This is a genomic window from Hymenobacter psoromatis, assembly GCF_020012125.1.
In the GTDB taxonomy this organism is placed as follows: domain Bacteria; phylum Bacteroidota; class Bacteroidia; order Cytophagales; family Hymenobacteraceae; genus Hymenobacter; species Hymenobacter psoromatis.
This window is the reverse complement of record NZ_JAIFAG010000001.1, coordinates 3,916,852-3,933,427: the sequence shown is the minus strand read 5'-3', so window position 1 is coordinate 3,933,427 and position 16,576 is coordinate 3,916,852. Positions and strand designations below refer to the sequence as shown.

The window sequence follows — 16,576 nt, the reverse complement described above, 5'->3', positions numbered from 1 at the left end:
AAGCTGACGGCTCAAAACCTAAGCTGCCGCTTATATAGCTGCACGGTATTTTCTAGGCCTAAATACAGCGCATCGGCTACCAGCGCGTGGCCGATACTAACTTCCTGCAAGCCGGGTAATTCCTGAGCAAAGTAGGCGAGGTTTTCGAGGTCTAAATCGTGGCCGGCGTTCAGGCCCAGGCCGGCGGCTACGGCGGCGCGGGCGGTGTCGCGGTAGGGCAGCACGGCCGCGGTGCGGTCGGTGGGGTAGTAGCGGGCGTAGGCCTCTGTGTAGAGCTCGATGCGGTCAGTGCCAGTGCGGGCGGCAGCATCAATCAGCGCCGGGTTGGGGTCGAGAAAGATGCTGACGCGGGCGCCGTAGCTCTGCAATTCGGCCACCACGTCGCGCAGAAAGCCTTGGTGGCTCACCACGTCCCATCCGGCATTGGAAGTGATAGCGTCGGGCGCATCGGGCACCAGCGTCACCTGCTCAGGGCGCACTTCGCGGCACAGGGCCACAAAATCGGGGGTAGGGTTGCCCTCCACGTTCAGCTCAGTCGTAACAACGCTCTTCAGATTGCGCACATCATCGTAGCGAATGTGGCGCTCGTCGGGGCGCGGGTGCACCGTGATGCCCTCAGCCCCAAAGCGCTCGATGTAGCGGGCGGCTTGCAGCAAATCGGGCCGGGCGTGCAGGCCGCGGGCATTGCGTAGGGTAGCGATTTTGTTGATGTTGACGCTTAGCTTGACCACAGATTCAAACGGATTTTAGGCGGATTTCACGGATTTTGGGGGCCGCACGGGCGGGCTGGCCGCACGGGGTACCTTTGCCGGGCAGTTGCTGGCCCGTCGCAACAACTTTTCGGGTGTACAACTACCCGGCTGGCGGTCGGGTTTAGCGCAGTTGGTCTAATCCTTTTCTTCTCTCTTTTCCTATGCCTCTCAAAGAAACCATCGACGCCGGCATCAAGCAAGCCATGCTGGCCAAAGACAAAGTGCGCCTAACCGCCCTGCGCAGCATCAAGTCGCAGATTTTGCTGGCCGAAACCGCCGAAGGAGCCAGCGCCACCGGCCTCAGCGCCGACCAAGAGCAGAAGCTGCTCATCAAGGCTGCCAAGCAGCGCCGCGATTCGGCCGCTACCTACAAGGAGCAGTTTCGCTCTGACCTCGAGGAAACTGAGCTGGCCGAACTGGCTGTCATCGAAGAGTTTTTGCCCCAGCAGCTTACCGAAGGCGAATTGGTCGAAAAGCTCGTCGGCATCATTCAGCGCACCGGGGCCAGAGGCCCGTCGGACCTGGGCAAGGTGATGGGGGTAGCCGCCCGCGAGTTGAGCGGTAAGGCCGATGGCAAGCGCATCTCCGATGCCGTAAGCCTGCTGCTCAATAATACTGATTTTTAGCGTGTCGGGTAAGCTTTGGCTTGCCGGATAGTAGGCGGCAGCCACGCGGCAAGCTACAGCTTACCCCATACCTTTTCCTTCAACCACTAATGACCGCGCTCGACCTCTTGCTGCTCCTACCCCTGGCCGTGGGCACGGTGCGGGGTTACCGGCGCGGGCTGGTACTAGAAGTGGTGTCGCTGCTGGCCTTCGTGCTGGGCGTGGTGGGCGGGCTGAGCTTGCTGAGCGCGGCCGTGCCAATAGTGCGCTCGTACTTGGGCGAGCTGTTTGGGCTGCTGCCGCTGGTGGCGTTTTTGCTGGTGCTGGCCGCTATCATGTGGGGCGTGTACCTGCTGGGCAGCTTGGTGAAGAAAGCCGTGCACCTTACCCCCCTCGGCGTGCTCGACAACCTGCTGGGCGCGGCGGCCGGCGGCCTCAAGTGGCTGCTGGGCCTGAGCCTGCTGCTCTACGGCACCGCGCTGGCTGGCGTGCCGCTGCTGGCGCCGCGCCTCACCGCCGGCTCTGTAGTGCTACCCTGGGTGCAGAAGGCTACCCCCCTGGCCCTGCACCTAGTCAGCTACGTGCTGCCTTTCGCCAAAGGATTAATGACCAGGCTGAAAGCGGCCATGTGATGTCAGTTAGCAATTAACATGCAACAGGTCGTTGGGCTGGCTCGCAATAGCGAACAATTTTGCGCAAGCTTAACGAACTGTTACATGAAAATTCTCCTCCTCGATAGCTTCGATTCCTTTACCTATACGCTGGCCGACTACCTGCGTCAGTTGGGGGCTGAGGTGCTGGTGCGCCGCAACGACGTGCCCCTGGCCGAGCTGCGGGCGCTGGAGTTTGCGGGCATCGTGCTGTCGCCGGGGCCCGGCACGCCGGCCGCGGCCGGGCAGCTGCTGGCCGTCATTGCGGAGTATCACCAGCGCCTGCCTATGCTGGGCGTGTGCCTGGGCCAGCAGGCGCTGGGTGAGTTTTTTGGGGCTACGCTGCGGCGGGCGGCCCGGCCTATGCATGGTAAAGTGGCCGATATCGAGCTGCTGGGTACGGACTCCTGGCTGGCCGGCCTACCCCGCCGCCAGGCCGTGACGCGCTACCACTCGCTGGTGCTGGATGCCAGTACGTTGCCCGCCGTGCTATGGCCGCTGGCCGTGTCGGCCGATGCGCACCGCGAGCTAATGGCCCTGCGCCACGCCACGCTGCCGCTCTACGGCGTGCAGTTTCACCCCGAAGCCCTGCTCACCACCCACGGCCTGCGCTGGCTCGCCAATTGGCTACGCTGTTGTAACATTGCCTAGTTACTAGATTAAGCCGTCTGGCATTACGAGCGAAGCGCGGCAATGCCAGACGATTTAAACTGAAAACTAGAGACCCAAAAAGTTATGGAGCTTCGCCGCCAGCAGCAGCACGGATTTGAGTACGTGGACGAGGGCCGGGGCCCGGTGCTGCTGCTGCTGCACGGGCTGTTTGGCGCGCTCAGCAACTGGGAGAAAGTAGTGGCCGAGTTCGCGCCCGACCACCGGGTGATTATTCCGGTGCTGCCCGTGTACGACGCGCCACTGCTGCAAGCCACCGTGCCGGGGCTGGCCGCCTACGTCGAGCGCTTCGTGGAGGCGCTGGCCCTACCGCCCATGCTCACGCTGCTTGGCAACTCGCTGGGCGGCCACATCGCATTGGTTTATACGTTGAACCACCCCGAGCGCGTGAGCCGGCTGGTGCTCACGGGCAGCAGCGGGTTATTTGAGGACGGCATGGGCGGCTCGTTTCCGAAGCGGGGCAATTACGATTTTGTGCGCGAGCGGGTAGGCTACACGTTTTACGACCCCGCCATCGCTACCCAGGAGCTGGTGGATGAGGTGTTTGCCGTCACCAACTCCAATGCCAAGTGCCTGCGCATGATTAGTATTGCCCGCTCGGCGCAGCACCACAACCTGGCCGGCGAGCTGCACCGCATCCGGGTGCCCGTGCTGCTGGTGTGGGGCCTGAACGACACGATTACGCCCCCGCCGGTGGCCCACGACTTTGCCCGATTGCTGCCGCACGCCGAGCTGCGCTTTCTGGACCACTGCGGCCACGCGCCCATGATGGAGCGCCCCGCCGCATTCAACCGCGACCTGAGCCGGTTTCTGCGCGGGCCAGCGGCGAGTGCTATGGCTTAATGGCAGGGGGTAGGGTCCGGCGTGGTTTTTGCGTCACGTTGGCAACCTTTCCGGGGCGTTGGGAGTCCTACCCCTGCCGGGGGAGCGGAAGCTGGGTAAGCCGTAAGTATTCGCCGTATTATTCAGAATAAAAACACCCGTGTTGCGTAAGTTTCGCTGATGCCGGCCCCGTGGCCGGCCGGCAAGTTGTTCGTTGCCTGCCTTTTAGATTGTGCCGTTATGCCCGCTCTCCTCGCCGAAGACCTGCTCAACCAGATGATTCCGCCCCTCAAGAGCACCGACACCACGGCCAAAGCCGCGCGTTGGCTCGAGGAATTTCACGTGGGCCAGCTGCCAGTGCTGGCCGGCCGCCACTACCGCGGCCTCATCACGGAGCACGACCTGGCCGACTACGAAAACCCCGATACCCAGCTGGCCGAGCTGCCCCTGGGCTACGCCGATGCGCACGTGCAGCACGACCAGCATTTTTTTCGGGTGATGGAACTGGCTATTGAGCAAAAAATCCAGCTCGTGCCCGTGCTCGACGAGCGCCACGAGTACGCTGGGGTCGTGACGGTGAGCGACGCGCTGGCGGCCTTCGGGCCGGTGCCGGGCGTGGCCGGGCAGGGTAGTATCCTGGTGCTGACGATGGCGGAGCGCGACTATTCGCTCTCGCAAATCAGCCGCTACGTGGAGGAAAACAACGCCAAGATTCTCTCGGCCCACGTAAGCGCCGATGAGCACGACCCCTACCGCATCCGCCTCACCCTGCGCCTCAATACCGATAATTTGGCCCGCATCACGGCTACGCTGGAGCGGTTTGGCTACGTAGTATCGGCGCAGTTCAGTGGCGAGGCCCCAGCCGAGGAGGGCGAGCAGGAGCGCTTCGATGGGCTGTTGCGCTACCTCAACGTGTAGCTTTACGGGGTGAAGCACCGCGGCCCGGTTTATTTTTTAGGCTTAGTAAACGTATTCTTAGGTTGGCTGCTGCTGGGCCTGCACCCGGCGGTGGCCCAAACGCCCCTACCCTCCCCTCCGCCCGATAGCCTGCGCGAGCTGAGCCAGGAGCGCCATCCGCCGCCGCTTGCTCCCGTGGTGGCTCCCACCGATACGCTGGTGCGGGTGGGCGCGTGCCCCATGCGGCGGGTGCGCATAGTAGCCATTCTGTTCGTGGGCAACAACCGCACCCGCGAGCGCACCCTGCGCGCCGAGCTGAACTTCCATGAAGGTGACTCGTTGACGGTGGCCGACCTGCCGGCCCGTCTCGAAGTTAATCGCCGCCGCCTGTTTAATCTTCAGCTTTTTCACGCGGTGCTGGCGCAGGCCAGCTGCGGCGGCACGGGCCAGCTCACGGTGCTCTTCAGCGTGCAGGAGCGCTGGTACATTCTGCCTACCCCCATCCTGTCGTTGAGCGAAGACTTCAACGTGTGGCGCACCCGCCCCGACCGCTGGCACCGCATCGATTACGGCTTGCACCTGGTAGATACCAACTTCCGGGGCCGGGCCGAGCAGCTCACGGCCAATATTCAGCTGGGCTTCAATCGTAAGTACGAGCTATTTTATGAAGCGCCGGGCTTTGGCCGCCGCCGCCGGGTAGGGCTGGGGCTGGGCATCTCGTACTACCAAAGCCGCAACCTGGACTATAACATCATTGGCGACCGCCGTCTGAGCTTACCCAGCGCGGAAGAAGATGCTTTTCCCATCCAGCGCTTTTACCTCACGGGCGGGCTGCGGCTGCGCCACACCGTGCAGCTGTCGTCGGCGTTCGATGTGTCGTACCACCGCGAGCAGGTGAGCCCGCTCATCCTGGGCCTCAACCCTGATTACTTGCTGGGCTTCCAGCAGCGCCAGTACCTGGAGGCTAGTTTCATTACTACTAATAACCAGCGCAATACCTTCGCCTACCCCCTCACGGGGCAGTTTATGTCGGGGGGGCTTACGTTTCGGCAGTTTGTGGGCAGCCCCGACCGCTCACCCGCCTACGCCACGCTGCGCGGACGCTATTCACGCTACCTCAGCCTGGGGCACCAGTTTTACTACGCCCTGGGCCTGGCCGCCCAAACCCGGCTTTTCGCCGCCCGTCTGGCCGAAGTCGATGCCCGTTCGCTGGGCTACGATGCCTTGGTGCGGGGCTACGACTTCTACATTGTGGAGGGCCGCAGCTACGGCGTGGTGCAGCAGGGCCTGAGCTGGCGCGCCTGGGCCCCGCCCCCGCTGCGCATCCCGTTCGTCAACAACCCCAAAATTAACACCCTACCCCTAGCCATCTACCTCAACGCCTTCGCTGATGCGGGCCTTACCGGCGGTGGCGTGGGCCTGCCCGCGCGCCCCAGTAACCAGCTGCCGGGCCAGCTGCAAGCCTCCGTGGGGGCCGGCGTGCATTTTGTGACGTATTATGACCGGGTATTTTGCCTGGAATTAATTCGTACCCTCACCGTATATCCCAATCTGGGCTTCTTCTTTCGCTCCACCTTTCCCATTTAAGCGCCGGGCAATTATCTTTTTTAGTATGAAAATTGCCATCTTGGGCAAGCCCTTCGACCCCGCGGCTACTCCCTTCATTCAGGGCCTATTTGATGAGCTAGCGGCCCGCCAAACCGAGATTTTGGTGGTCGAGTCGTTTCACGAATTTATTTCCTCTCGCCTGCGCCTACCCCCTGGCACCCACACCTTTCGGCGCGGCGACTCGTTGCGCGGCACACAATTTGTGCTCAGCATCGGCGGCGATGGTACGCTACTCGACACAGTTACCTACGTTGGAGCTTTGCAAATTCCTATTCTTGGCATTAACACCGGGCGGCTGGGCTTCCTAGCACCCATTAACCCCGACTATATTCCGCAGGCCATCGAAGCGTTGTTTCGCGGCCATTTCACCTTGGAAGACCGCAGCCTGCTCCGCCTCGATACCGACCCCGACGTATTTGGGCAGCTGAATTTCGCGCTGAACGAATTTAGTATTCTGAAGCGCGATACTTCCTCCATGATTGTTGTGCATACCTATATCAATGGCGAGTACTTAAATTCTTACTGGGCCGATGGGCTCGTGGTGTCAACGCCCACCGGCTCAACGGGCTACTCGCTGAGCTGCGGCGGCCCGGTGATGCTGCCGCAAACCAACAATTTTATCATTGCTCCCGTATGCCCCCACAATTTGAACGTTCGCCCGCTCATCGTATCTGACCAAAGTATCATTTCATTCGAGATAGAAGGCCGGGCCACCAACTATCTGCTCGCCCTCGACTCGCGCTCCATGCCCGTCGAGGCCAGCGTGCAGATTGCCGTCCGCCGCGAGAACTTCAACGCCCGCCTCGTTAAGCTTAATCACGTCAATTTTTTGAGCACGCTGCGTAACAAGCTTAATTGGGGCCTCGACCGCCGCAATCCGGCTACTACGCTACAATTGAAATAGAGCCGGAAATTGGACAAATGCGTCCCATAAATTTTTTTAGTTCCCTCTGACCCTTACTTTTGTATTCACTGCGAGCCACGTCCCGTTAGGTTTTCAGTCCATCAGCTTGATAATTCTCTACCCAGCGCCTTATGACTAAGATTTTCACCTATTCTACCGCCCTGCTCGCGGGGCTCGCGCTATTAGGTTCGGCGCAACGAGCGGATGCCCAGCAGTTCAGTAAGCGTAAGCAATACACTTCTATCGGAGTGAGCCTGAACGCGATGAACTACTTCGGTGACTTGAACCCAGCGACCAATTTCGCGTCGTTTCACGCCGGTGATACCCGCCCCAATATTGGAGTGAACATCACACATCGCTTCTTTCCGCGCGTTTCGGGCCGTTTCGCCGTTGCCTACGGCCGCATTACGGCCGATGACAATACGAACGCGAACCGGGACGACGCTAACGCCCGCTACCGCTACACGCGGAATATGAACTTCCGCAACGATATCTATGAAGCTTCCGCCGTGATGGTAGTAGACCTCATCGAGAACCGCAACAACTACCTTAAGCGCCCAGACTTTGTTCCTTTCCTATTCGTTGGGGTAGCGGGCTTCCACCACAGCCCACAGGGCAAGGACCAGAACGGAAACTATGTAGATTTGCAGTCCCTCAAAACGGAGGGTAAGGATTACAGCAAATTTCAGTTTTCCATTCCCTTCGGGGCCGGCGTGCGCTACCGCATCAACCGGCAGCTAGATGCGTCGTTTGAAGTTGGTTTCCGCAAAACCTTCACCGGCTACCTGGATGATGTGAGCGGTAATTATGCTAATTTATCTAACGCAACGGCTCCTGCACAATATTTTGGCGGTTATGGCGGTGGTAACGCGCCGGGTGGCATCACCAATACCTCGACTGGGGTAGCGGGGGGCTTCCTCCCCGGTGCCAAGCGTGGGCAGGGCAAGACGGACTGGTACACCGTTACCGGCTTCTCGCTCAACTATATTCTGAATCCGAAAATTAAGAACCCTAAGTTCCGCTAAGCTTTTGCCGGCTGGCTGGACGTTTTACTTACAGTTTGCCGCATGGCCGTTTTCCGGTTTTCTTCCACTCTCCCCGTCGCCCTTGGGCTGGCGGGGAGTGCCTTTTTTTGGGCTACCCCGGCCCTGGCGCAGCATACCAGCGAAATCGGTATTGGGGTAGGGGCTACGAACTACAAGGGCGAGATATCGCCACAGTTGCAGTGGCAAAACAGCCGCCCAGCCCTCACAGTATTTTACCGGCAGGATATTTCCGCGCCCATCACTGCGCGGGTGGGCTTTACGGCCGGATTTTTACGCGCCGCCGATGCCAATGTGGAGGGCGTGAACGGTGGTGTGCCGCCGCTCCAAAGTTACCGGCAACTACGTCTTTCGGGGGGGGTAGTGGAAGTGTCCGGCGTGGCGGAGTACAATTTTCTGGACTATCACCAGCGGGCCGACCAACACCGAATGCACTTCTCGCCTTACTTATTTGGTGGGGTAGCGCTCTACTACGTTAATACGACAGTACGCACCGACAATGCGGCGTTGCAGGCCGACTTCAACCGGCAGGGTGGCAAAGTAGGTATTGCCATTCCGGCCGGCGCGGGCCTCAAAGTAGCGCTTACCGAGCACTTCAACGTAGGCCTGGAGATGGGCGTGCGCAAGACGTTTACGGACCAGCTTGACCATACTGGCGACCAGACGCCACTACTAGTTAACAGCCACGACCAGGATTGGTACTACTATTCGGGCGTCAGCCTGTCGTACACCTTTTACAAAATCCTGTGCCCGCTGCCTTATAAGCACAATAAAAGACTGTTAAAGTAATAGCCTGGCGATGCTCATGGAGGATGGTGAGTGGCTGATTATCAAAGCGATGCTTGGATGAGGTAGAAGGTACGGGCGGGCGACAAAAAATATGGGTGAGGTAGGACTGCAACCCTTTGCGTAACTTGCGGGCTCTTATACGCAAACCGCAACAATGGCCGAACGGTCCGCAATTGACCTCTCTAATATTCCTGCCCACGTGGCCGTTATCATGGATGGTAACGGGCGCTGGGCAAAGCAGCGGGGCGGCCTGCGCGTGTTTGGGCACCAAAGTGCGATTACGGCGGTGCGCGACACGGTGGAGGAAGCCGCTGAACTAGGGGTGCACTACCTCACACTTTACGCTTTCTCGACCGAAAACTGGAACCGCCCGGCCTTGGAGGTAATGGCGCTCATGCAACTACTTGTGCACACTATTCGCCAGGAGACCAGTACGTTGCTGAAAAATAGCGTACGCCTGCAAGCCATTGGCGAAACGACCAGTCTGCCGGCTAACTGCCAACGCGAGCTGGCCGAGGCCACTGAGCTGACTAAGGGCGGCACTCGCATGACGCTGGTGCTGGCCCTAAGCTACAGCGGCCGCTGGGACCTAACGCAGGCTGCCCGTCGCCTAGCGGCCGACGTAGCGGCCGGGCGGCTCCAGCCGGGTGATATCACCGAAGCTACCTTACCTACCTACCTGGCAACCGCCGGTATCCCCGACCCCGAACTGCTGATTCGGACCAGCGGCGAGCAGCGCATCAGCAACTTTCTGCTTTGGCAGCTGGCTTATACCGAACTTTATATTACTCCCGTGCTGTGGCCCGATTTCCGGCGCAGCCACTTTCGTGATGCTCTATTAGCCTACCAGGGCCGGGAGCGTCGCTTTGGCAAAACCAGCGAGCAGCTGACGATATCCTGATGTTATTCCCGTTGATAATGCGTAAATACCTACGCTCTAGCCATCTATTTACCCTGCTACTGCTGCTGGCCGCGCTGGTAGCCCGGCCGGCTCACGCGCAAGAAGCGGCTACCCCTCCCGAAACCGACGAGCCGCATAAGTACGAGTTGGGTGGTATAACGGTGAGTGGAGCCCGCTCCCTGGACCCCAATACGCTAATTGGCTTGTCGGGTTTGCGAATTGGAGACATGATAAATGTGCCGGGCGATGATATTGCCAAGGCCATCCGCAAAATCTGGACGCAAGGTATCCTGGCTGATATTTCGGTGGGGGTCGCGCGCACTGAGGGCAACAAGATTTTTCTGGACTTCAACGTGCGCGAGCGGCCGCGCCTCTCCAAGTTCACCTTTGAGGGCATTCCCAAAGGGCAGGCCGACGATATCGATAAGAAAATCAAGCTCATCCGCGGCAAAGTGGTGACCGACGCGTTGCTGGCCAATACCCGCACGCAGGTGCGTAAGTTCTACACTAACAAGGGTTTTCTGGACACCAAGGTGACTATTCGCCAGGTAGCCGACTCGGCGCTTTCCAACAGCGTAGCGTTGAAGATTGACGTGGACAAGGGCCAGAAAGTACGCGTCCACGACATTGATTTTGAAGGTAATAAAGCCTTCTCGGATGGGAAGCTGGCCAAGCAGTTCAAGAAAACGAAGGCTCGTAAGCCGTATAAATTCCTGACTCCTGGTAAGTTCCAGCGCTCTGATTTTGAGGATGATAAGAGGAAGCTGGTCGAGTTTTATAACAATCAGGGCTACCGCGACGCAACGATAGTATCGGACACGATTGAGCGCGATGATAAAGGGTTGATTGTGAAGTTGAAAGTAGACGAAGGGCTAAAATATTATTTCCGCCATATCACCTGGAATGGTAACTACCTCTACGATAGCAAAACGCTGTCTTCGGTGCTGGGTATTAAGCCGGGTACGCCATACAGTAAGGAGATTTTAGATAAGCGCCTGAGCTATAATCCTACTGGCCAAGATGTTACCTCGCTATACATGAACGATGGTTACCTGTTCTTCAACATCGACCCGGTAGAAACCAAAGTCGAAGGCGACTCGATTGACATCGAGATGCGCATTTCGGAGGGCGTGCAGGCGCGCGTAAAGGACATCAACATCGCGGGCAATACCAAGACCTCGGACCACGTGCTGCGCCGCACGCTACGCACGCTACCCGGCGACAAGTTTAACCGCGAACTGCTCATCCGCTCGCAGCGCGAGATTGCGACGCTGGGCTACTTCGACCCCGAAAAAATTGGAATTAACCCCGTGCCTAACCAAGCCGATGGCACCGTAGATATCAACTACACGGTGGTGGAGAAGCCTTCGGACCAGATTACGCTCTCGGGCGGCTGGGGTGGCTACGCGGGCTTTATCGGCACGGTGGGCCTGGTATTCAATAACTTCTCGCTGCGTAAAGCCAGCGACATTCACAACTGGACGCCCGTGCCGGCCGGCGATGGCCAGCGCCTGGCCCTGAACGTACAGGCCAATGGTTTTCAATACCAAGCGTACTCATTCAGCTTCACGGAGCCTTGGCTGGGCGGGCGCAAGCCGCAGTCGCTGTCGGTGAGCCTGAATCGGAGCATCGTGCGTTACGGCAGCCGGTTTGATGCTAGCAATAACCAGTCGCTCAAAACAAATAGCATCACGGTGGGCCTGGGCCGCCAGCTGCGGGTGCCCGACGATTACTTCTCGCTCAGTAACTCGCTCTCGTACAGCCAGTATAATCTAAAAAATTACAATGTGTTTCCGGGCTTCAGCACTGGTACGGCCAATAACGTCACGTTTAATACCACGCTGGCTCGCAATAGTATCGACAACCCGACCTATACCCGGCGGGGCTCGTCGCTGAGCCTGAGCGTGAGCCTGACGCCGCCCTACTCAGTATTTAAGGGGGCGCATCCTGACGCCAATGAGTGGGTCGAGTTTCACAAGTGGATGTTCGATGCTTCATGGTTTACGCCTCTCGTAGGCAAGTTGGTACTGAACACCCGCGCGCACTTCGGCTACATCGGCACGTATAATAAGAACCGTGACCCAGGACCGTTCGAGCGCTTTAAGATGGGGGGTGCGGGCCTGGGCTACGGTGGTGGCGGCTCGTTTCTGGTGGGCACCGATTACATCGGCCTACGCGGCTATGATGACCCCAACGGGGCTTACGCCATCCCTACGGCGCAAGCCAACCAGAGCGGCGGCATTGCCTACAACAAGTACGTGGCCGAAATTCGCTACCCCGTCAGCCTCAACCCGGCCGCTACGGTCTATATCCTAAGCTTCGCGGAAGCTGGCAACGCGGTGGGTACGTACAGCCAGTATAGCCCTTACAAGCTGTATCGCTCGGCGGGCTTCGGGGCGCGCATTTTTATGTCAGCATTCGGCCTGCTGGGCTTCGACTACGGTCGGGCCTTCGATACGGTGGTGCCACCGCCTGGCACTACTACAGCGCAGGATTTCAACCACTTCCACTTCATTATCGGCCAGCAGATTCGCTAGTGCCTGGCCGACAGCTGAACGTTTTAGCTAGCTTGGGCGGTTTGCAAAAAGCCTGCCCCTGCCTGGCGGCTGATACTAACTAGCTGAGCCGATGCGTTGTGCCCGCTACCGCCGAGGCTGGTTTCGGCGGCCCATCTGCTTCTTTCTATGACCACCCACGTTGCTCGTTATCTGCTGGCACTGCTGTTGCTGGGGGCTTTCGTCCCGGCCAGGGCGCAGAAATTCGGCTACATCGACACCGAGTTCATTATGAGCAAGATGCCGGAATACGCCCAAGCCCAGACGGAGCTAAGCAAGCTGACCGAAACCTGGCAGAAAGAGATTGAAGTCCAGAAAAAAGACCTCGATAAGCTTTATCGTAACTACCAAGCGGAGGAAGTGGTGCTGACCGAGGCCATGAAAAAGAGTCGTCAGGAAGAAATTCTCAAAAAAGAGCAGGAAATAAAAGCTTACGAAAGCAAGCAGTTTGGTTACGAGGGTCAGCTTTTCAAGAAGCGCGTGGAGTTGAACAAGCCCGCGCAGGACAAGATTTTTGATGCCGTGGAGAAAGTTGTGAAACTCCGTAAATTGGACTTCATGTTTGACCGCAACGGCGACCTGACCATGCTCTACGCTAATCCTACGCACGACTACACGGAGTTTGTGCTCGAAGAACTGGGCCTAGGTAGCCCTACCCGCAACCAACCCGGCCCGAAAGGCCCAGTGAAAACGGTGATGCCGCCTAAGACGCCTACCGCCAGCACCGACCCAGCCTTCGAAACGGATTCGGGCGCGGGCGATGATGTTAAAGCGCCAGTGGACAAGGCCACAAAAGCCAAGCCGGGCCGAACGCCTTAGTATAGTTAACTTTGCACTCAGAATTTTTCAAAACCTTGACTCCCTCCGTAAAACGCGTGAAAAAACTTCACCTGACCTTCGCCACCGCATTGCTAATCGCCGGTTCATTTTTCGCTCCGAGCGCCCAGGCCCAGGCTCCCCTTAAAATTGGCTATACTAGCGTGGAATACGTGCTGAGCCAGATGCCCGAAAGTAAGCAGATTGAATCGGACCTGAAAGCTTATGGCACGCAGCTGGAAGCCCAGGTAAAGAGCAAGCAGGGCGAATACCAAACCAAGCTGGAAGCCTACCAGAAGGGCGCTTCGACGATGACTCCCGTCATCAAGGCTGATAAAGAAAAGGAACTGCAAACGCTAGGTCAGAGTATCCAGGAGTTTAGCCAGAGCGCTCAGCAGTCGATGCAGCAAAAGCAGCAAGGATTGCTGCGCCCGGTGCTGGATAAGATTCAAAAGACTATTGATGCCGTAGCCACGGACAACGGCTATACCTACATCCTGAATTCGGACTCGGGTAGCAACCCAGTGCTGCTGCACGGCCCTAAGGACGGCGACGTATCTGATATCATTTTGAAGAAAATGGGTATCACGCCGACCGCCAACGCACCGGCTGCGCCGCTCACCCAAGCGCCAAGAACTACCTCTACGGTGCCCGCTGCCCCGCAGAAGAAGCGCAAGTAAGCGCCTACCCCTCTTAAATTTGAAGAAGCCGGAGCCCCAGGTTCCGGCTTTTTTGCGTTGTTAATCTCTTCCGCTATGCTGCCTCCTTCCCCCTACCCCCCCGCCGACCCTGAGTTGGAGCCGGACGATACCGACGGGGGCGATGAGCTGTATGAGCATCATCGCATCGTGGCCGACCGCGGCCAGGAATTGTTACGCCTCGATAAATTTCTGCTCAACCGGCTGGCTAACGCCTCGCGTACCAAGATTCAGGATGCCATTCGGGCCGAGGCAGTGCAGGTGAACGGCCGCGTGACCAAGCCTAACTACCGGGTGCGGCCCGCCGATGTGATTACCATCACGCTGCCCGAGCCGCCGCGCACGGGTAAGGTTATTCCGCAGGAAATGCCTCTGGATATTTGCTACGAGGATGCCGACCTGCTGCTGGTGAACAAGCCCGCCGGGCTGGTAGTGCATCCCGCCTACGGGCACTGGGAAGGAACGCTGGTCAACGGCCTCGCCTATCACCTCGAAAACCTACCTACTGGTCGTAACGGCGAGATTCGGCCCGGCCTGGTGCACCGCATCGATAAGGATACGTCTGGCCTGCTGGTAGTGGGTAAGACGGACTGGGCTATGACGCACCTCTCGCAGCAGTTTTTTTACCATACCATCGAGCGTAGCTACCTGGCGCTGGTGTGGGGCGCGTTTGAAGAAAACGAAGGTACCGTGCGCGGGCACATCGGCCGCAGCCTGCGCGACCGCAAGGTGCAGGCGGTGTACCCTGACGGCGAACAGGGCAAGGCCGCCGTGACGCACTACCGCGTGTTGCGCCGCTATGGCCCCGTTACCCTACTGGAATGCCGCCTCGAAACCGGACGCACCCACCAGATTAGGGTCCACATGCAGCATATAGGCCACCCGCTGTTTAGCGACGCTACCTATGGGGGTGACCGCATCCGGGCGGGGCAGGCTACGGGGACGTACAAGGCTTTTGTGGAGAACTGCTTCGCGCTGCTGTCCCGCCAAGCGCTGCACGCCCGCTCACTGGGCTTCACCCACCCCTCCACGGGCGCGCACCAGTACTTTGAAGTCGAGCTGCCCGCCGATTTTGCCGCTGCGCTGGCCAAATGGGAAACCTGGGCCGAGAGCCACTAGCATCTCTACCCCCTAAACGCAGAAAGAGGCCCCGCATAAGCTGTGCAGGGCCTCTTTGTAGAAAGTCAATCCATTATTTCTTGCGAATCGGCGTCGCTTTACGAGCTGGTACACCTTTGATGATTTTCATCGCGTTGGTAGCGTCCTTGTTGGTCGGGTCGATAGCTAGCACTTTCTCGTAGTACGTTGAGGCAGTGGGCTTATCACCCTTTTGCAGGTTGTAGTACCCTAGGTAGTTATTTGCCTCAACCAAACCGCTCTTATACTTCTCGGGGTCGGTACTGGCTATCTCGATATATTTTTCGTAATAAGGCTTAGCCAGTCCTTGCTTTGAATCGGTATCCTGGTAGAAATTGGCCTGGGCCCGAGCCTGCCAAGCCGGCGCGTAAGTAGGCTTGGCCGTGGTGATGATGCCGTATACGCTATCGGCCTTCACGTACTGCTTATTGTTATTATAGGCACTAGCTAAGCGAAATTGGTCGGTGAGGTCGCCTTGCGGCGTCTTCAACTTATCGGTGTAGATTTTGATAGCCGCCGGATAATCCTTCTTCGCCATGTAGGCAGTAGCAAGGTCATTTTGCAGGTCGGCCTTCTTATCCGGGTCGGCAGTTAGCGAAATAGCCTTTTGTAGCACCGAAAGGGCTTCGTCGCTCCGGCCCGACTTCAGTAAAATCTTGGCCTGGTATGAATAGTCTTCCGGGATAATCTTATCGGCTGGCGCTATTTTCATGTACTGGTCCATTGCCGTAGTAGCGCCAGCATAATCGCTGGTTTCGTACAGGGTGTAAGCCTTTAGGCGATTCATCGTCAGGTTGTTAGGCTCCACTACCAGTACCTTGTTGATTTCCGCTAACGACTCGGGGTACTTCTTAGTCAGGTACAAGAACGAGGCGTATTCCGCATCGGTGTCAGACGACTTCTCTGCTTTAGTCTGGTACTGCTGAAAAGTCTCTAGGGCCTTCGGATACTGGCCAGCTGAGTAATACATCTCCGCCAGCTCTTTATAAGCCGGCGCATAGTTGGGGTTGAGCGCAATAGCCTTGTCCAGGTTTTCCTTCGCGCCGGCTCCGTTGCGGCTGCGCACGTTCAGCACACCCTTTTTATAGTAGGCTTCGGCGTTATTGGCATCAGCAGCGGTAGCGCGGTCAAAGCTGCTCATGGCTTCGCCGCCGCCCTGGTCCGAGTGCAGGTAGATGTCGCCACGGGCAATCATCAACTCCGGGTTGTCCTTGCCTTTGTTGGCAGCTTCAGCAGCTTTCTCGTAGGTCAGGGCGCGGGTAATGTCCTTCACATCCGACTCACCGTAGGCCTGCGCAATCATGGTCAGCACCTTGGCATCCTTATTCTTGGTGGCTTTGGCGGCGGCGTCAAACTTGGCGTCGGCTTCGGCGTTACTGCCTTTAGCGAGCAGTGCCCGGCCCTCAGCTATCATCCCAAAGGGGGTAGGACCGGCGGCCTTATTGAAGTAGTAGCTGGCCGAATCGGCAATGTCGCGCTTCTGGTAAATGCGGCCCAGCTCAAAATTGGCTTCGGGGCTAGTATTACCGCGCAAGTCGGCACGGGCCTCATTATAGCGACCCAGCTCAATGGCTTTTTGGGCGGAAGCTACGTTTTGGGCGGTGGCGGCCGTAGCGCCGGCCCCTACGGCGAGGGCGGTCAGCAGCAGCGGTTTCCAAGGCTTAAAAGGCATACGGAAGGGGAAAAAGGGTAAGGTTTTGGTGAAAGTAACGTGGGTATACTACGCGGGT

16 protein-coding genes are annotated in these 16,576 nt (G+C 58.3%); 14 read left to right on the top strand and 2 right to left on the bottom strand.

Annotated elements, in window-relative coordinates; genetic code table 11:
* Positions 1 to 11 precede the first annotated feature (11 nt).
* Positions 12 to 731 carry a pyridoxine 5'-phosphate synthase gene (locus tag LC531_RS16900; protein WP_223652344.1) on the bottom strand — a complete coding sequence of 240 codons (720 nt, stop codon included), beginning with the start codon at positions 729 to 731 and terminating at the stop codon, positions 12 to 14.
* Positions 732 to 913: 182 nt separating this feature from the next.
* On the opposite strand from LC531_RS16900, the gene LC531_RS16895 reads away from it, so the two are divergent.
* The 14 genes from LC531_RS16895 to LC531_RS16830 all read left to right on the top strand — a co-directional run bounded on the left by LC531_RS16895 (position 914) and on the right by LC531_RS16830 (position 14,828).
* Positions 914 to 1,378 (top strand): GatB/YqeY domain-containing protein, encoded by a 465-nt coding sequence (locus tag LC531_RS16895; RefSeq protein ID WP_223652341.1) that lies wholly within the window; start codon positions 914 to 916, stop codon positions 1,376 to 1,378.
* An 89-nt stretch (positions 1,379 to 1,467) separates the two neighbouring features.
* Positions 1,468 to 1,989, top strand: coding sequence for a CvpA family protein (locus tag LC531_RS16890; protein ID WP_223652339.1), 522 nt, complete (start codon positions 1,468 to 1,470; stop codon positions 1,987 to 1,989).
* An 84-nt stretch (positions 1,990 to 2,073) separates the two neighbouring features.
* The gene (locus tag LC531_RS16885; protein WP_223652337.1) at positions 2,074 to 2,658 is read left to right on the top strand and encodes an anthranilate synthase component II; all 585 of its coding nucleotides are present in this window, start codon (positions 2,074 to 2,076) and stop codon (positions 2,656 to 2,658) included.
* A gap of 84 nt (positions 2,659 to 2,742) precedes the next feature.
* A complete protein-coding gene (locus tag LC531_RS16880) occupies positions 2,743 to 3,519 on the top strand; it encodes an alpha/beta fold hydrolase (protein WP_223652336.1) in 777 nt (258 codons plus the stop codon).
* 219 nt (positions 3,520 to 3,738) lie between these two features.
* Entirely contained in the window at positions 3,739 to 4,416 is a 678-nt protein-coding gene (locus LC531_RS16875; RefSeq protein ID WP_223652334.1) for a CBS domain-containing protein, read from the top strand.
* 9 nt (positions 4,417 to 4,425) lie between these two features.
* Entirely contained in the window at positions 4,426 to 5,982 is a 1,557-nt protein-coding gene (locus LC531_RS16870) for a BamA/TamA family outer membrane protein (RefSeq protein ID WP_223652332.1), read from the top strand.
* A gap of 25 nt (positions 5,983 to 6,007) precedes the next feature.
* A complete protein-coding gene (locus LC531_RS16865; RefSeq protein WP_223652330.1) occupies positions 6,008 to 6,907 on the top strand; it encodes an NAD kinase in 900 nt (299 codons plus the stop codon).
* Positions 6,908 to 7,038: 131 nt separating this feature from the next.
* A complete protein-coding gene (locus LC531_RS16860; protein ID WP_223652328.1) occupies positions 7,039 to 7,932 on the top strand; it encodes a DUF6089 family protein in 894 nt (297 codons plus the stop codon).
* Positions 7,933 to 7,974: 42 nt separating this feature from the next.
* A complete protein-coding gene (gene porG, locus LC531_RS16855) occupies positions 7,975 to 8,739 on the top strand; it encodes a type IX secretion system protein PorG (protein ID WP_223652325.1) in 765 nt (254 codons plus the stop codon).
* A gap of 154 nt (positions 8,740 to 8,893) precedes the next feature.
* Positions 8,894 to 9,640, top strand: a complete 747-nt coding sequence (locus tag LC531_RS16850; RefSeq protein WP_223652323.1) for an isoprenyl transferase — start codon at positions 8,894 to 8,896, stop codon at positions 9,638 to 9,640.
* Positions 9,641 to 9,657: 17 nt separating this feature from the next.
* The gene (gene bamA / locus LC531_RS16845) at positions 9,658 to 12,177 is read left to right on the top strand and encodes an outer membrane protein assembly factor BamA (protein WP_223652320.1); all 2,520 of its coding nucleotides are present in this window, start codon (positions 9,658 to 9,660) and stop codon (positions 12,175 to 12,177) included.
* A gap of 147 nt (positions 12,178 to 12,324) precedes the next feature.
* Entirely contained in the window at positions 12,325 to 13,014 is a 690-nt protein-coding gene (locus LC531_RS16840) for an OmpH/Skp family outer membrane protein (RefSeq protein WP_223652318.1), read from the top strand.
* A 56-nt stretch (positions 13,015 to 13,070) separates the two neighbouring features.
* Positions 13,071 to 13,691, top strand: a complete 621-nt coding sequence (locus LC531_RS16835; RefSeq protein WP_223652316.1) for an OmpH/Skp family outer membrane protein — start codon at positions 13,071 to 13,073, stop codon at positions 13,689 to 13,691.
* Between the two features lie 75 nt (positions 13,692 to 13,766).
* Positions 13,767 to 14,828 (top strand): RluA family pseudouridine synthase, encoded by a 1,062-nt coding sequence (locus LC531_RS16830; RefSeq protein WP_223652315.1) that lies wholly within the window; start codon positions 13,767 to 13,769, stop codon positions 14,826 to 14,828.
* 73 nt (positions 14,829 to 14,901) lie between these two features.
* Here LC531_RS16830 and LC531_RS16825 read toward each other — a convergent pair whose 3' ends face one another.
* Positions 14,902 to 16,518 carry a tetratricopeptide repeat protein gene (locus LC531_RS16825; protein WP_223652314.1) on the bottom strand — a complete coding sequence of 539 codons (1,617 nt, stop codon included), beginning with the start codon at positions 16,516 to 16,518 and terminating at the stop codon, positions 14,902 to 14,904.
* Between the last annotated feature and the right edge of the window lie 58 nt (positions 16,519 to 16,576).

Excerpts from the sequence above, each read along its gene's own strand:
- LC531_RS16880 (WP_223652336.1), top strand. The coding sequence starts at position 2,743 with ATGGAGCTTCGCCGCCAGCAGCAGCACGGATTTGAGTACGTGGACGAG.
- LC531_RS16890 (WP_223652339.1), top strand. The coding sequence starts at position 1,468 with ATGACCGCGCTCGACCTCTTGCTGCTCCTACCCCTGGCCGTGGGCACG.
- LC531_RS16885 (WP_223652337.1), top strand. The coding sequence starts at position 2,074 with ATGAAAATTCTCCTCCTCGATAGCTTCGATTCCTTTACCTATACGCTG.
- LC531_RS16860 (WP_223652328.1), top strand. The coding sequence starts at position 7,039 with ATGACTAAGATTTTCACCTATTCTACCGCCCTGCTCGCGGGGCTCGCG.
- LC531_RS16895 (WP_223652341.1), top strand. The coding sequence starts at position 914 with ATGCCTCTCAAAGAAACCATCGACGCCGGCATCAAGCAAGCCATGCTG.
- LC531_RS16865 (WP_223652330.1), top strand. The coding sequence starts at position 6,008 with ATGAAAATTGCCATCTTGGGCAAGCCCTTCGACCCCGCGGCTACTCCC.
- LC531_RS16840 (WP_223652318.1), top strand. The coding sequence starts at position 12,325 with ATGACCACCCACGTTGCTCGTTATCTGCTGGCACTGCTGTTGCTGGGG.
- LC531_RS16875 (WP_223652334.1), top strand. The coding sequence starts at position 3,739 with ATGCCCGCTCTCCTCGCCGAAGACCTGCTCAACCAGATGATTCCGCCC.
- LC531_RS16825 (WP_223652314.1), bottom strand. The coding sequence starts at position 16,518 with ATGCCTTTTAAGCCTTGGAAACCGCTGCTGCTGACCGCCCTCGCCGTA.
- LC531_RS16850 (WP_223652323.1), top strand. The coding sequence starts at position 8,894 with ATGGCCGAACGGTCCGCAATTGACCTCTCTAATATTCCTGCCCACGTG.
- bamA (WP_223652320.1), top strand. The coding sequence starts at position 9,658 with ATGCGTAAATACCTACGCTCTAGCCATCTATTTACCCTGCTACTGCTG.
- LC531_RS16830 (WP_223652315.1), top strand. The coding sequence starts at position 13,767 with ATGCTGCCTCCTTCCCCCTACCCCCCCGCCGACCCTGAGTTGGAGCCG.
- porG (WP_223652325.1), top strand. The coding sequence starts at position 7,975 with ATGGCCGTTTTCCGGTTTTCTTCCACTCTCCCCGTCGCCCTTGGGCTG.